The organism is Burkholderia sp. MS455, from assembly GCF_016899445.1.
Taxonomy (GTDB): Bacteria; Pseudomonadota; Gammaproteobacteria; order Burkholderiales; family Burkholderiaceae; genus Burkholderia; species Burkholderia pyrrocinia_C.
In genome coordinates this window covers 212,779-225,271 of record NZ_CP041779.1, presented here as the reverse complement: position 1 = coordinate 225,271, position 12,493 = coordinate 212,779, and the positions used below count along the sequence as shown (strand labels likewise).

The 12,493-nt window shown below is 66.6% G+C and carries 12 protein-coding genes; 2 read left to right on the top strand and 10 right to left on the bottom strand.

The features are described 5' to 3' along the window. The 8 genes from FPJ27_RS20100 to flhD form a co-directional block, all read right to left on the bottom strand. Complete coding sequence (locus FPJ27_RS20100) at nt 1–1,968, bottom strand: methyl-accepting chemotaxis protein (protein WP_204425387.1); 1,968 nt, start codon at nt 1,966–1,968, stop codon at nt 1–3. A 37-nt stretch (nt 1,969–2,005) separates the two neighbouring features. Further along, the gene (gene cheW / locus FPJ27_RS20095; RefSeq protein WP_072443103.1) at nt 2,006–2,521 is read right to left on the bottom strand and encodes a chemotaxis protein CheW; all 516 of its coding nucleotides are present in this window, start codon (nt 2,519–2,521) and stop codon (nt 2,006–2,008) included. Between the two features lie 48 nt (nt 2,522–2,569). Further along, nucleotides 2,570–4,837 carry a chemotaxis protein CheA gene (gene cheA / locus FPJ27_RS20090; RefSeq protein ID WP_204425385.1) on the bottom strand — a complete coding sequence of 756 codons (2,268 nt, stop codon included), beginning with the start codon at nt 4,835–4,837 and terminating at the stop codon, nt 2,570–2,572. Between the two features lie 33 nt (nt 4,838–4,870). Continuing rightward, entirely contained in the window at nt 4,871–5,248 is a 378-nt protein-coding gene (locus FPJ27_RS20085; RefSeq protein WP_047899513.1) for a response regulator, read from the bottom strand. 24 nt (nt 5,249–5,272) lie between these two features. Then, a complete protein-coding gene (motB, locus tag FPJ27_RS20080) occupies nt 5,273–6,292 on the bottom strand; it encodes a flagellar motor protein MotB (RefSeq protein WP_072443099.1) in 1,020 nt (339 codons plus the stop codon). Between the two features lie 13 nt (nt 6,293–6,305). Then, nucleotides 6,306–7,166, bottom strand: a complete 861-nt coding sequence (gene motA, locus FPJ27_RS20075) for a flagellar motor stator protein MotA (RefSeq protein ID WP_072443097.1) — start codon at nt 7,164–7,166, stop codon at nt 6,306–6,308. Nucleotides 7,167–7,334: 168 nt separating this feature from the next. Continuing rightward, a complete protein-coding gene (gene flhC, locus FPJ27_RS20070; protein WP_011350591.1) occupies nt 7,335–7,889 on the bottom strand; it encodes a flagellar transcriptional regulator FlhC in 555 nt (184 codons plus the stop codon). A 92-nt stretch (nt 7,890–7,981) separates the two neighbouring features. Further along, nucleotides 7,982–8,302, bottom strand: coding sequence for a flagellar transcriptional regulator FlhD (gene flhD / locus FPJ27_RS20065; protein ID WP_011350590.1), 321 nt, complete (start codon nt 8,300–8,302; stop codon nt 7,982–7,984). 667 nt (nt 8,303–8,969) lie between these two features. Between flhD and FPJ27_RS20060 the strand changes: the two genes are divergently transcribed. Continuing rightward, the gene (locus FPJ27_RS20060) at nt 8,970–10,034 is read left to right on the top strand and encodes a glycosyltransferase family 4 protein (protein ID WP_034183895.1); all 1,065 of its coding nucleotides are present in this window, start codon (nt 8,970–8,972) and stop codon (nt 10,032–10,034) included. 111 nt (nt 10,035–10,145) lie between these two features. On the opposite strand, the gene FPJ27_RS20055 is transcribed toward FPJ27_RS20060, so the two are convergent. Continuing rightward, nucleotides 10,146–10,442 (bottom strand): H-NS histone family protein, encoded by a 297-nt coding sequence (locus tag FPJ27_RS20055; protein ID WP_006489320.1) that lies wholly within the window; start codon nt 10,440–10,442, stop codon nt 10,146–10,148. A 300-nt stretch (nt 10,443–10,742) separates the two neighbouring features. On the opposite strand from FPJ27_RS20055, the gene aqpZ reads away from it, so the two are divergent. Further along, nucleotides 10,743–11,486 (top strand): aquaporin Z, encoded by a 744-nt coding sequence (gene aqpZ, locus FPJ27_RS20050; protein ID WP_072443091.1) that lies wholly within the window; start codon nt 10,743–10,745, stop codon nt 11,484–11,486. A gap of 131 nt (nt 11,487–11,617) precedes the next feature. On the opposite strand, the gene FPJ27_RS20045 is transcribed toward aqpZ, so the two are convergent. Then, nucleotides 11,618–12,442: a Cof-type HAD-IIB family hydrolase gene (locus FPJ27_RS20045; protein ID WP_072443089.1), complete on the bottom strand. Its 825-nt coding sequence runs from the start codon at nt 12,440–12,442 to the stop codon at nt 11,618–11,620. Nucleotides 12,443–12,493 lie beyond the last annotated feature (51 nt).

Sequence of the window (12,493 nt, the reverse complement as noted above, 5' to 3'; positions counted from 1 at the left end):
TTAGAAGGTCTCCCAGTCGTCGTCGGACGTGCCGGCCGCGGCCAGCGCCGGCTTCTCGCCGTTCAGCGCGGGGCGCACGAGCGCGGGCTTCGCGGCCGGCTTGTCCGCCGGGGCGGCCGCCGACTTCGCGAGACGCGGCCCGTAACCGCCTGCAGCGGCGCCGCGGGACGTAGGTGCTTCCTTCTGCGTACGCACATCGGGGTCCGCCGCGCGCTTCGGTTGGCTTGCGCCCGCCGCCGCCGACGTGGCCGCATGCGACGCGGCGCGCCGTGCCGGTTGTGCCGCAGCCTGCGGCGCCGGCAGCGCGGCGACCGGCGCGGCGTCGCGACGCGGCTCCGACGGCAGTGCCGGCACGGCCGCCGATCCATGCGCGACCGGCCGCGCGACGCCGCGCGCCGGCGCGAACACGATGCCGCCCGTCACGCGCCAGCCCGACACGATCGCCTTCATCTGGCGCGTCTGCTCCTCGAGCGACGCGGCCGCGGCCGCTGCCTGCTCGACGAGCGCCGCGTTCTGCTGCGTGACCGAATCCATCTGGCTGACCGCACGGTTGACCTGCTCGATGCCGGTCGACTGCTCTTCCGACGCGGCGCTGATCTCGCCCATGATGTCGGTCACGCGGCGCACGGCCTGCACGATCTCGTCCATCGTCGAGCCCGCGCGCGCGACGAGCGCCGACCCGCTGTCGACCTTCTCGGCCGAATCGCCGATCAGCTGCTTGATTTCCTTCGCGGCGCTCGCGCTGCGCTGCGCGAGCGAACGCACCTCGCCCGCGACCACCGCGAAGCCGCGGCCCTGCTCGCCCGCACGCGCGGCTTCGACCGCCGCGTTCAGCGCGAGGATGTTGGTCTGGAACGCGATGCCTTCGATCGTGCCGATGATGTCGACGACCTTGCCCGAGCTCGCCGCGATGTCCTGCATCGTCGATACGACCTGGCCGACCACCTCGCCGCCCTGCGTCGCGATGTCCGATGCGTTCACCGCGAGCTGGCTCGCCTGCCGCGCGTTCTCCGCGTTCTGCCGCACGGTGCCCGTCAGCTGCTCCATGCTCGATGCGGTTTCCTGCAGCGACGCGGCCTGCTCCTCGGTGCGCTGCGACAGGTCGATGTTGCCGGTCGCGATCTCGCGCGCGCCGACGTCGATCGATTCGGTGCCGCGATGCACGGACTGCACCATCGTCGTGACGGCGTCCTGCATCCGCTTGATGCCGCCGAACAGGCGCCCCATCTCGTTCGTGCTGGACACGTTCACCGGCTGCGTGAGGTCGCCGCCGGCGATCCGCTCGAAGTGCGCGATCGCGTCCTCGAGCGGCTTCACGATCAGCCCGCGCATCGCGAAGCGGATCGCGATCACGACGACGAACGCGACCGCGATGCCGGCCGCGATCAGCGCGACCATCAGCGAGATCTGCGACTGCGTCGCGGCCTGGCGCTCTTCCGCGTGCTTCTGCAGCGATACGATCACGGCTGCCGCCGTCTGGTCGAACGCGACGAACATCGGGCTGATCTTCGTGTCGGCAATCGCGTGGTACGCCGCCATGTCGCCCGCGCGCGCCGCGGCAAATTCGGGCTCGACGCCTTCCTTCACGATCGTCGTGTAGCGTGCGGTGAGCTCGTCGACGAGCGTCTGCTCGACGCCGAGCTTCGGCAACGACTGGAACGCCTGCCAGTTCTGGTTCGACTTCGCAAACAGCTCCTGCGCGCGGTCGAGCACCTTCGTCGCGTCGGCCGCATTGCCGGCTTCGGTCAGCGTACGGAAACGATCGAGCGCGACACGCGCACGCAGCAGGTGCGCGGCCGTGTCGTCGAGCGTGTGGATCGCCGGCAGGTCGACGTGCGCGATCTCGTCGAGCGAGCGGCTCGCGTGATCGAGCGCGTAGAGGCCGAGCCCGCCGACCGCGGCGGCCAGGCACACGAGGATGAGTCCGACCGCCGTGAGCGTCGTGCGGATCGACCAGTTATGCAACATTGCAGATTCTCCCGAAATTCCTGCGCGCGCGGCGCGCTTACCCGCCGAGTGTCTCGATCAGCGCCATTTCACGGCTCGACATCAGCTTCTCGATATCCATCAGGATCAGCATCCGGCCGTCGACCGTGCCGAGGCCCGTCAGGTACTCGGTCGTCAGCGTCGCGCCGAATTCCGGCGCCGGCATGATCTGGTCGGTTTGCAGCGTCAGCACGTCCGACACGCCGTCGACCACCATCCCGACCACGCGATGCGCGACGTTCAGGATGATCACGACGGTCTGATGGTCGTACTCGACGCGGCCGAGATGGAACTTGATCCGCATGTCGACGATCGGCACGATGATCCCGCGCAGGTTGATCACGCCCTTGATGAAGTCCGGCGCGTTCGCGATGCGCGTGACGCTGTCGTAGCCGCGGATTTCCTGCACCTTCAGGATGTCGATCCCGTATTCCTCGTCGCCGAGCGTGAACACGAGGAATTCCTGGCCCGTCGCGTCGCCTTGCGCCGCGTCGCGGCGGCTCGTCGCCGCGTTCGCCGCGGCCGGATTGATCATTTGGACTTCAGCAGACACGTTTGCCCCCAATCGGTTGAATGGCGAGAGTCAGAACATCGCGAGCTCGGCGCCGGCTCGGGCGCCGTGCGTCGCACGGGTTTCTCGGTTCAGCGCCGCGACGTCGACGATCAGCGCGACGCTGCCGTCGCCGAGGATGGTCGCCGCCGAGATGCCGTGCACCTTGCGATAATTGGTTTCGAGGTTCTTCACGACCACCTGCTGCTGGCCGACCAGCTCGTCGATCAGCATCGCGAAGCGGCGCCCCTCGGTTTGCATGATCGTGACGATCCCCTGCGTCGGGTCGGTGCGGGCGTCCTCGACCGAGAACACCTCGTGCAGCGCGACCAGCGGCAGGTATTCGCCGCGCACGCGCACCACGCGCTCGCCGTTGCCGACCGTGTAGATGTCGTCGATCGACGGCTGCAGCGACTCCATCACGAAGTTCAGCGGCAGGATGAAGATCTCGCTGCCGACCTTCACCGACATCCCGTCGAGGATCGCGAGCGTCAGCGGCAGCACGATCCGCGTGGTCGTGCCGCGGCCGGCCTGCGACGAGATCTCGACGTGGCCGCCCATCGACTGGATGTTGCGCTTCACGACGTCCATCCCGACACCGCGGCCCGACACGTCGGTCACCGTCTCGGCGGTCGAGAAGCCCGGCGCGAAGATCAGGTTCCACACCTCTTCGTCGCTGATGTTGTCGGACACCTGCATGCCCTGCTTCGCGGCCTTCGCGAGGATCCGCTCGCGGTTCAGGCCCGCGCCGTCGTCGCTGACCTCGATCACGATGTTGCCGCCGTGATGCGCGGCCGACAGCACGAGCTGGCCGACCGCGTCCTTGCCGGCGGCGACGCGCTTGTCGACCGTCTCGATCCCGTGGTCGAGGCTGTTGCGCACGAGGTGCGTGAGCGGATCGATGATCCGTTCGATCAGGCTCTTGTCGAGTTCGGTCGCCTGGCCGAACGTGACGAGCTCGACCTGCTTGCCGAGCTTGCCTGCGAGGTCGCGCACGAGCCGCGGGAAGCGGCTGAACACGTAGTCCATCGGCATCATGCGGATCGACATCACGGCTTCCTGCAGGTCGCGCGCGTTGCGCTCGAGCTGCGCCATCCCGTTGAACAGGCGGTCGTGCAGCGCCGGATCGAACGCGCTCGCGGTCTCCGCGAGCATCGCCTGCGTGATCACGAGCTCGCCGACGAGGTTGATCAGCTGGTCGACCTTCTCGACGCCGACGCGGATCGAGCTGCCTTCGGCGCCCGATGCGGCCGCGGCGGCCGGGCGCGCACGCTTGTCGTCGTGATGCGCGGCGGCCTGCGCCGCGTGTTCGGCCTGCGGCCGTTGGGGTTGCTGCGGCGGTTGCGTTGCTGCGGCCGCGGCCGGCTCGACGGTTGCGGGAGCCGGTGCCGGTGCGGCCTGTTGCGGCGCGGCGGCCTGCGGCGCGAATACCTCGACCCGCGCGGCGGGTTGCGCGGCGGCGGCCGGTTCGGCGGCCGGAGCAGCGGCGTCCTGCGCGGCAGCCGGTGCCGCCGGCGCGGCCGGCGCCGTGCCGTGCGCGATGCGGATCTGGCTTTCGTCGATCACGAAGCAGCACACGGCGACGATGTCGTCGGACGGCACGTCCGATTCGAGCCACAGCGTCAGGTCGTCGCCCGCTTCCTCGCGGCCGACGATCCGGCCGAGGTTGCCGAGTTCTTCGCTGAGCAGTTCCCGGTCCTTCGCGTCGACGCCCGCCAGCGTGATCTTCAGGTGCGGGCCGTCTTCGCCCGCGTCGGCCGCCGGATGCGCGGCCGCGACGGCCTGCTCGACCACATGATCGGGCGCGCGATCGCCGCCGGCGGCGGGCTCCGCGGCCGGTGCGGCCGGTTCGGCAGCAGCGGCGACCGGCGCGGCAGGCGCGGCCGCAGCGGCCGCCGGCGCACCCGCGCCGCTCTCGGCCTTCAACCGTTCGAGCTTTGCGCAGATCGTCGCGGCGGCTGCCGCGTCCGGTTCGGCGCTTGCGCGGTAGTCGACGAGCTGGTCGGACAACACGTCCTTGGTCTCGAGGAACGCGTCGATCATCTCCTTGGTCAGCGTCAACTCATGGTTGCGCGCGCGGTCGAGCAGCGATTCGAGGATGTGCGTCGTATCGGTCAGCGCGGAAAAGCCGAACGTCGCCGCGCCGCCCTTGATCGAATGCGCGGCGCGGAAGATCGCGGCCAGGTCTTCGGGGTCGGGCGAGTCGACGTCGAGGTTCAGCAGAAGCTGCTCCATCTGCGCGAGCAGCTCGTCCGCTTCGTCGAAAAAGGTCTGGTAGAACTGCGTGATATCGAGAGTCATGCCCGGTCACCGGTTGGATTCGTCGCGTTCATTTCAGGAGGCAGCCGGCTCGGACAGCGTCGCGACCAGGTCGACCAGCACGACCGGATCGATCGGCTTCTCGATCCAGCCGGTCGCGCCCGCGTCGCGCGCGGCGTCCTTGAAGGCATCGCTGCCTTCGGTCGTCAGCACGAGGATCGGCGTGTCCGCATACGCGGTCAGCTTGCGCAGCGCGGCGATCACCTCGAGCCCGCTCTTGCGCGGCATGTTCTGGTCGGTCAGCACCAGGTCGTACGGCGCGGTCGCGGCCATGTCGAAGCCGGCTTCGCCGTCCGGCGCCACCGTCACGTCGTAGCCGGCCTGCGCAAGCGTTGCCTGCAGCAGCGCACGCATGGTCGCGGAGTCGTCGATGGCGAGAATGGTTCGGATCATGTCTGTCTCGGAATCTCGGGAACGTCAGGGTTTCGGCGCCGCGGCGGCGGCACTCGCGACCGCCGGACGCACGGCCGGCGCCGGGCCGGCGAGCTGCTGCGCGAGCAGCTTCGAGCCCGCCGCGTCGGCCGACAGCGTCGTGGTCGTCGCGTCGTCGCGCATCAGCGCTTCTTCGGATTTGCGGTTCAGCACGATCACGCTGATCCGGCGGTTCTCCGGATCGAGCGGGTCGGCCTTGTTCAGGTTCTGCGTCGACGCGAGGCCGAGCACGCGCAGCACTTTCGCCTCGTCCATGCCGCCGGAAATCAACTCGCGGCGCGACGCGTTCGCACGGTCGGCCGACAGCTCCCAGTTGCTGTAGCCGCCCTCGCCGCCCGCGTACGGCACGGCGTCGGTGTGGCCCTGGACGATGATCCGGTTCGGTACGTCGTTCAGCGTCTTGCCGATTTCGCGCAGGATGTCGCGCATGTACGGCTCGACGTGATCGCTCGACATCGCGAACATCGGCCGCTTCTGCGTATCGACGATCTCGATGCGCAGCCCCATCAGCGTCGAATCGATGCGGATCTGCTGCTTGAACTGGCGCAGCGTCGGGTTGGCCTCGATCGCGGCCATCAGCTTGATCTGCAGGTCGTGCAGGCGCGCCTGCTCGAGCCGCTCGATCGCGCCCTGCGCCTGCGCTTGCGCATGCTCGTCGACCGGCTTCGCGACGCGCTCGGCGAGCGACGTCGTGCCGTCGGTGCGGCGCAGCGTGCCGGCGTCGGTGCTCGACAGGTCGCGGCCGCCGCCGTTGATGATGCTGGAGTCCTGCGAGTTGCGGTCGCCGCTGCCGAACAGCGCGGCCTTCAGCGGCGTGTTGAAGTATTCGGCGATCCCCTTCAGCTGCACCGGCGTGACCGAGCTCAGCAGCCACATCAGCAGGAAGAACGCCATCATCGCGGTCATGAAGTCCGCGTATGCAAGCTTCCATGCGCCGCCGTGATGGCCCTTCTTCGCCGGGGCCACCCGCTTGACGACGATCGCGCGATCCTTGCTCTTGCTCATTGGTCGCTCCGCGTCACTTCGCCTTCACGCGGCGCACGTGCTCTTCGAGCTCGGAAAACGACGGCCGCTCGGTCGAGAACAGCACCTTGCGGCCGAACTCGACCGCGATCGCCGGCGCATAGCCGTTCAGCGTCGCGAGGATCGTCACCTTGATGCACTGGAACATCTTGGTCGACTCGGCGACGCGCTGCTCCGCGAGGCTCGCGAGCGGCCCGATCAGCCCGTACGACAGCAGGATCCCGAGGAACGTGCCGACCAGCGCCTGCGCGATCATCGCGCCGAGCACCGCGGGCGGCTTGTCCGCGGACGCCATCGTGTGCACGACGCCCATCACGGCCGCGACGATGCCGAACGCCGGCATCGCGTCGCCGACGCGCATCAGCGCGTGCGCGGGGCCTTCGCCTTCCGAGTGGTGCGTCTCGATCTCCTCGTCCATCAGGCTCTCGATCTCGAACGCGTTCATGTTGCCGCCCACCATCAGGCGCAGGTAGTCGGTCAGGAATTCGACGATGTGGTGATCGGCGAGGATCTTCGGGTATTGCGTGAAGATCGGGCTCTTTTCCGGATCGTCGATGTCGGCCTCGAGCGTCAGCGTGCCTTCCTTGCGCGCCTTCGCGAGCAGCACGTACAGGAGCGCCATCAGCTCCATATAGACGTCCTTCGTGTATTTCGAGCCCTTGAAGAGCGTCGGCAGCACGCGCAGCGTGGCCTTGATGGTCTTGCCACCGTTGCCGAGGATGAATGCGCCGACGCCGGCGCCCACGATCATCAGGATCTCGATGGGCTGGATCAAGGCGCCCAGATGCCCGCCTGCCAGCGCATAACCGCCGAAGACCGACAACAGCGTCACGAGTGTTCCCACGATAATCAGCACTGCCTGTCCCTCATGAAAGACCGGCGGGAAGATCGCCGTTAAACAGGTTTACGGCAGTCGGCAGGAAAACTTTCGCGGCCGCCCGGCGGCGGCCCGACGGTGTTTACCAGCAGTCGGCAGACGGTTCGCGCGGCCCGCGGCAGCCGCTCGCGCCCCGCCCGGCGGCGCTCAGGCCGCGGCGGCGGCCAGTTCGGCGCGCGCCGCGGCGGCCTTGCGGGTCTTGCCCGCGCGCGACGGCGGCTGGCACAGGCCGCAGACGAAACCTTGATGCGGATCATGCGCATGCGCGACGAAGTGGCCGCCGCAGCGCGTGCACGGGGTCATCTGCAGCATCCCCGAATCGAAGAAGCGCACGAGCGTCCACGCGCGTGTGAGGCTCAGCGCGGCCTCGTCGCCGGACAGGTTCACGTGCTCCTGATAGAGCCGGTACGCTTTCACGATCGACTGGATCGGCTCGCAGCGGCCGTGGTCCTGCATGAACCGGTAGATGTTGTAGAACAGCGACGAGTGGATGTTCGGCTGCCACGTCATGAACCAGTCGGTCGAGAACGGCAGCATCCCCTTCGGCGGCGACACGCCCTTCAGTTCCTTGTACAGCTTGATCAGACGGTCCCGCGACAGGCTCGTCTCCGCCTCCAGCAACTGCAGCCTGGCGCCCAGTTCGATCAGTTCGATGGCGAGGGTGATTTCCTTCACCTCGATCACGACGCTTTTGCTTGCCATGGTGATAACCGTCCGCTTGACGTGGTTCGGATGGATGGCCAATACGCTGCCGGCCGGCGCGGCACGCCGGGACAAACGCAAGGCGGGATGGATCAGCGGACGCCTTCGACCTGCTGCCCGGCCATCAGGATGGCCGAGTGGGCATGCGCGACGACATCGCTACGGCCCTTGTCGGCGAGCGACGACAGCAATGCGTGATCGTCGAAGCGGAAGCGGCACAGCATCTGGTTCGACGCGGCGAGCTTCACGGTCTGTGCGAGCGTGAGGTTCGCGAGCACGTCGGCCAGTTCCTGGGAAATTCCCATGCGGAACATGCCCATCGCCTTGTCTTCCCGCAACAGGCGTTGCGCGAGGAGGAGGTACGACAGGTTGACCTCTTTGATCTCACTGAGCATTTCGCTGGTAGCGCTCATGATTCCCCCGTTAAAGAGCTTTGCTTTGGCCATTCGTGTTATGACAACGTTTGCTCGATCAGGGCGCACCAGGCGCTCAGTCGGCTCGTTTATATTCTTACAGGGCGAATTTTGGCCAAACGGCATTTATGTCGGTATCAGCGAAGTGGCGTATGCCGCGCAGGATTTGTCTGTAAACCGTGTAGGAATTTTTCCGACAAGGCGATTTGAAAGGGGGCAATCGGGAAAGCGGGTGACGGCGCGAATTCGGCCGAGATGGGTCCGATGGCCGCCGCGCAATGGCGGCAGGCTTGCCGGCAAGGCCGCCGACAATCGGATCGGTAAAAATTATAGTGGTTTTTCACGATGGCGCAACAATAGTTGATTCTGTCTCGATTTCTGTTTTCCCGCCCTTTTTCTCGGGGTTTTCGCGTATTTCATCGTGTAACAAGCCTTAAGTGTTTGAAAAAACACTCGAACCCCTCAGGCCGATATCGATAATGGACTCCAATGGGCGGCGGCGCGAGCCGTGCCGGCCCGCCCCGCAGCTTGCCGTCCGGCGCCCCGCGCACCCCGCCCAGGGCCCGGCCACGTACCGCCAACAGCGTGCGTCGGCGAGTTCCGCAACCTTGTAGGGGATCCGCATCGGCGCCGCAGCGCCCACACGGATCGACATCGGAGAACATCCATGCGAATTGCCCAGATCGCGCCCCTTTACGAAGCCGTCCCGCCGAAACTCTACGGCGGCACCGAGCGTGTCGTGTCCTACCTCACCGAGGCGCTCGTCGAACTCGGGCACGACGTGACGCTGTTCGCCAGCGGCGACTCCGTCACGTCGGCCCGCCTCGAGGCGGCCTGGCCGCGCGCACTGCGGCTCGACCCGTCGATCCGCGATTCGATGGCGCCCCACATGCGGCTCCTCGAGCAGGTCGCCCGCGTCGCACATGAATTCGACGTGCTGCACTTTCACCTCGACTACCTGCCGTTCCCGCTGATGTCGCGTCTCGACACGCCGTACGTGACGACGCTGCACGGCCGCCTCGATCTGCCGGAGCTGCAGCCCGTGTTCGACTCGTTCCCGGACGCGCCGGTCGTGTCGATCTCGAACAACCAGCGCAAGCCGCTGCCGCAGGCCGCGTGGGCCGGCACCGTGTACCACGGGCTGCCCGACACGCTGCTCACGCCGCAGCCGGGCGTGAAGCCCGAATATCTCGCGTTCCTCGGCCGGATCTGTCCCGAAAAGCGCGTCGACACGGCGATCCGGATCGCCGCGCAAAGCGGGCTGCCGCTGAAGATCGCCGCGAAGGTCGACAAGGCCGACGCCGACTACTTCAAGGAAGTGATCGAGCCGCTGCTCGGCCAGGCACACGTCGAATTCATCGGCGAGATCAACGAAGCGCAGAAGCCCGCGTTCCTGTCCGGCGCGAAGGCGCTGCTGTTCCCGATCGACTGGCCGGAACCGTTCGGCCTGGTGATGATCGAGGCGATGGCGTGCGGCACGCCGGTCGTCGCATTCAATCGCGGCTCGGTGCCGGAAGTGATCGAGGACGGCGTGACCGGCTTCATCGTCGAGGACGTGCAGGGCGCGGTCGGCGCATTGCACCGGATCGACAGCCTGTCGCGCACCGCGATCCGCGAACGTTTCGACACACGTTTCAGCTCGAAGGCCATGGCGCAGCGTTATGTCGAGACTTACGAATCGCTTTGCACGGCTACCAGGCAACCGGCATTGCGCCGGGTCGCAGGCGCCTGACGCGGAAATCCGCGCGGAAATACTCCGTAAAATCCGCGCCGAAATCGGCGCGCAAAACCGCAAAGCAAAAGAGCCGCATCGACGATGCGGCTCTTTCTTTTTGGCTCTCAGTCATTCGATCAGGAATCGATCGCGGTTTTTCCCGACGATCCAATTCGGCGGCTTGCCGCGCCCGCTCCAGGTCGCACCCGACTTCGGATCACGGTATTTCGGGGGCAGCGGCGCCTTCTTCGGCGGGCGGCCGCGCCGCGCCCGCTCCGCGAAGCCCAGGTCCTGGGCCGTCAGGCCGTATTCGGCAATCATTCGCTGGACGTCGGCAATCACCGCCGCCACTTCCTGGCGGCGTACGTCGTCCGCCTGGGCCTGCAGATCGGCGATCTGCGCCTTGAGTTTCGCGTATTGAGACATTTTTTCGACTCCCTTTTCGATGATGCGGCCCCGGCGAATCCGACCGGGACACAAACATCCGTTACGCCATCCGCACTGCCGCCCTGCCCTTCGAAATAAATACTGTCATCTTTAACCAATTCGGCTATATCGAGAATGCGGGCTTATTCTAATAAAAGGCATTCGTCAGCCATTCAAATTTAACAATCGTTGACCCTCCCGGACCCGATTCATTTCCTATAATCCAGACCAATTCCGGGCGACGGAATAAATCCGTCGTGTCGTCCGGTTGTTTTCAACCCACTTGAACGAGGTCCTTACATGAAGCTTTCTCAGCGTCTCGCTGCAGAGGTATTCGGCACGTTCTGGCTGGTGCTCGGCGGGTGCGGAAGCGCCGTGCTGGCCGCCGCCTTTCCGGGCCTCGGCATCGGCTTTGCCGGTGTCGCACTTGCCTTTGGCCTGACCGTGCTGACGATGGCATTCGCAATCGGCCACATTTCGGGTTGCCACCTGAATCCGGCGGTGAGCGTCGGCCTGACGGTCGCCGGGCGTTTCCCGGCACGCGATCTCGCGCCGTACATCGTCGCGCAGGTTGTCGGCGCAACGCTCGGCGCGTTCGTGCTGTACCTGATCGCGACCGGCAAGCCGGGCTTCGACGTCGTCGGCAGCGGCTTTGCGACGAACGGCTTCGGCGAGCGCTCGCCCGGCCATTACTCGCTGGCGGCATCGTTCATCTGCGAAGTCGTGATGACGGGTTTCTTCCTGTTCGTGATCCTCGGCGCCACCGACAAGCGCGGCGTGCCGGCCGGCTTCGCGCCGATCGCGATCGGCCTGTGCCTGACGCTGATTCACCTGATCTCGATTCCGGTCACCAACACGTCGGTGAACCCGGCGCGCTCGACCGGCCCGGCGCTGTTCGTCGGCGGCGACGCGATCGGCCAGCTCTGGCTGTTCTGGGTGGCGCCGCTGATCGGCGCGGTACTCGCAGGGATCATCTACCCGCTGGTCGCAGGGCGCGACGACGCCGTCGACCTGCTGCCGGCATCGGCTCGCACAAGCGAATAAAACACTACGGGGTTACGCGAGCAGAGCAGCGAGCCTCACGCTGTCGAAGAACATCGAGGCAGGCAATTTCGACGGGCGCCCTTGGCGCCCGTTTTTCATTGCCGCTCGGGAAGCACGCTCGGGGCGTTCGCTCAGGAAGCGGCGACGTTGTCCTCGAGCGAGAACAGCGTGCGCAGGTGGCGGGCGACGCCCGCATCGAAGTTGTTGCCGATTCGCGGGATGTGCGGCAGCCGCGCGACCAGGTCGGGATTCGCATTGTTCATCATGAACGCGTGACCGGCGGTTTCGAGCAGGTCGATGTCGTTCATGTTGTCGCCGAACGCGATGCAGTGGCCGGTATCGACGCCGAGCCGCGCGAGCACCGTGCGCAGCGCGCGGCCCTTCGACACGTTCGCCGTCATCACTTCCAGACAGTCGGGCAGCGAGTACGTGACGTACAGCGCATCGCCGAACCGTACGCGCATCTGCTCGGCGACGATCGCCAGATCGGCCGGTTCGCCGATGTACAGCACCTTCGCGATGTCCGTGCCGTCGTGCGCGGGCATGTCGATCACGTCGTACCGGAAGCCCGAATCCTGGTGGAATTCGAGCAGGTGCGGCGCATCGCGGTCGATCAGCCAGCCCTGGTCGGTGAACAGGTTGACGATCACGCGGCCGTGCGTGCCGACGACGTCCGGCTGCACGAGACCGCGGACGATCGCGGGATCGATGTCCTGCGCGTGGATCGTCGTGTCGTCCGGCGCATGCACGCGCGCGCCGTTCGACGTGATCAGGTACGGCCGGATGCCGAGCACGTCGCGAATGCCCGCGACGTCCGCGTAATGGCGCCCCGTGGCGATCACGAACTGCAGGCCGTCGCGCTCGAGCCGGCGGACGGTATCGATCGTGTACGGATCGAGCTGGTGGTCGCTGTTCAGCAGGGTACCGTCGAGATCGGTGGCGATGACTTTGTACATGGGACGGAAGAATGGCGCTCAGGGCTCTGCGGAACGGCCATTCTAACGTCG

Excerpts from the sequence above, each read along its gene's own strand:
- aqpZ (WP_072443091.1), top strand. The coding sequence starts at position 10,743 with ATGAAGCTTTCTCAGCGTCTCGCTGCAGAGGTATTCGGCACGTTCTGG.
- FPJ27_RS20045 (WP_072443089.1), bottom strand. The coding sequence starts at position 12,442 with ATGTACAAAGTCATCGCCACCGATCTCGACGGTACCCTGCTGAACAGC.
- cheA (WP_204425385.1), bottom strand. The coding sequence starts at position 4,837 with ATGACTCTCGATATCACGCAGTTCTACCAGACCTTTTTCGACGAAGCG.
- FPJ27_RS20085 (WP_047899513.1), bottom strand. The coding sequence starts at position 5,248 with ATGATCCGAACCATTCTCGCCATCGACGACTCCGCGACCATGCGTGCG.
- motB (WP_072443099.1), bottom strand. The coding sequence starts at position 6,292 with ATGAGCAAGAGCAAGGATCGCGCGATCGTCGTCAAGCGGGTGGCCCCG.
- FPJ27_RS20055 (WP_006489320.1), bottom strand. The coding sequence starts at position 10,442 with ATGTCTCAATACGCGAAACTCAAGGCGCAGATCGCCGATCTGCAGGCC.
- FPJ27_RS20100 (WP_204425387.1), bottom strand. The coding sequence starts at position 1,968 with ATGTTGCATAACTGGTCGATCCGCACGACGCTCACGGCGGTCGGACTC.
- flhD (WP_011350590.1), bottom strand. The coding sequence starts at position 8,302 with ATGAGCGCTACCAGCGAAATGCTCAGTGAGATCAAAGAGGTCAACCTG.
- cheW (WP_072443103.1), bottom strand. The coding sequence starts at position 2,521 with ATGATCAATCCGGCCGCGGCGAACGCGGCGACGAGCCGCCGCGACGCG.
- FPJ27_RS20060 (WP_034183895.1), top strand. The coding sequence starts at position 8,970 with ATGCGAATTGCCCAGATCGCGCCCCTTTACGAAGCCGTCCCGCCGAAA.
- flhC (WP_011350591.1), bottom strand. The coding sequence starts at position 7,889 with ATGGCAAGCAAAAGCGTCGTGATCGAGGTGAAGGAAATCACCCTCGCC.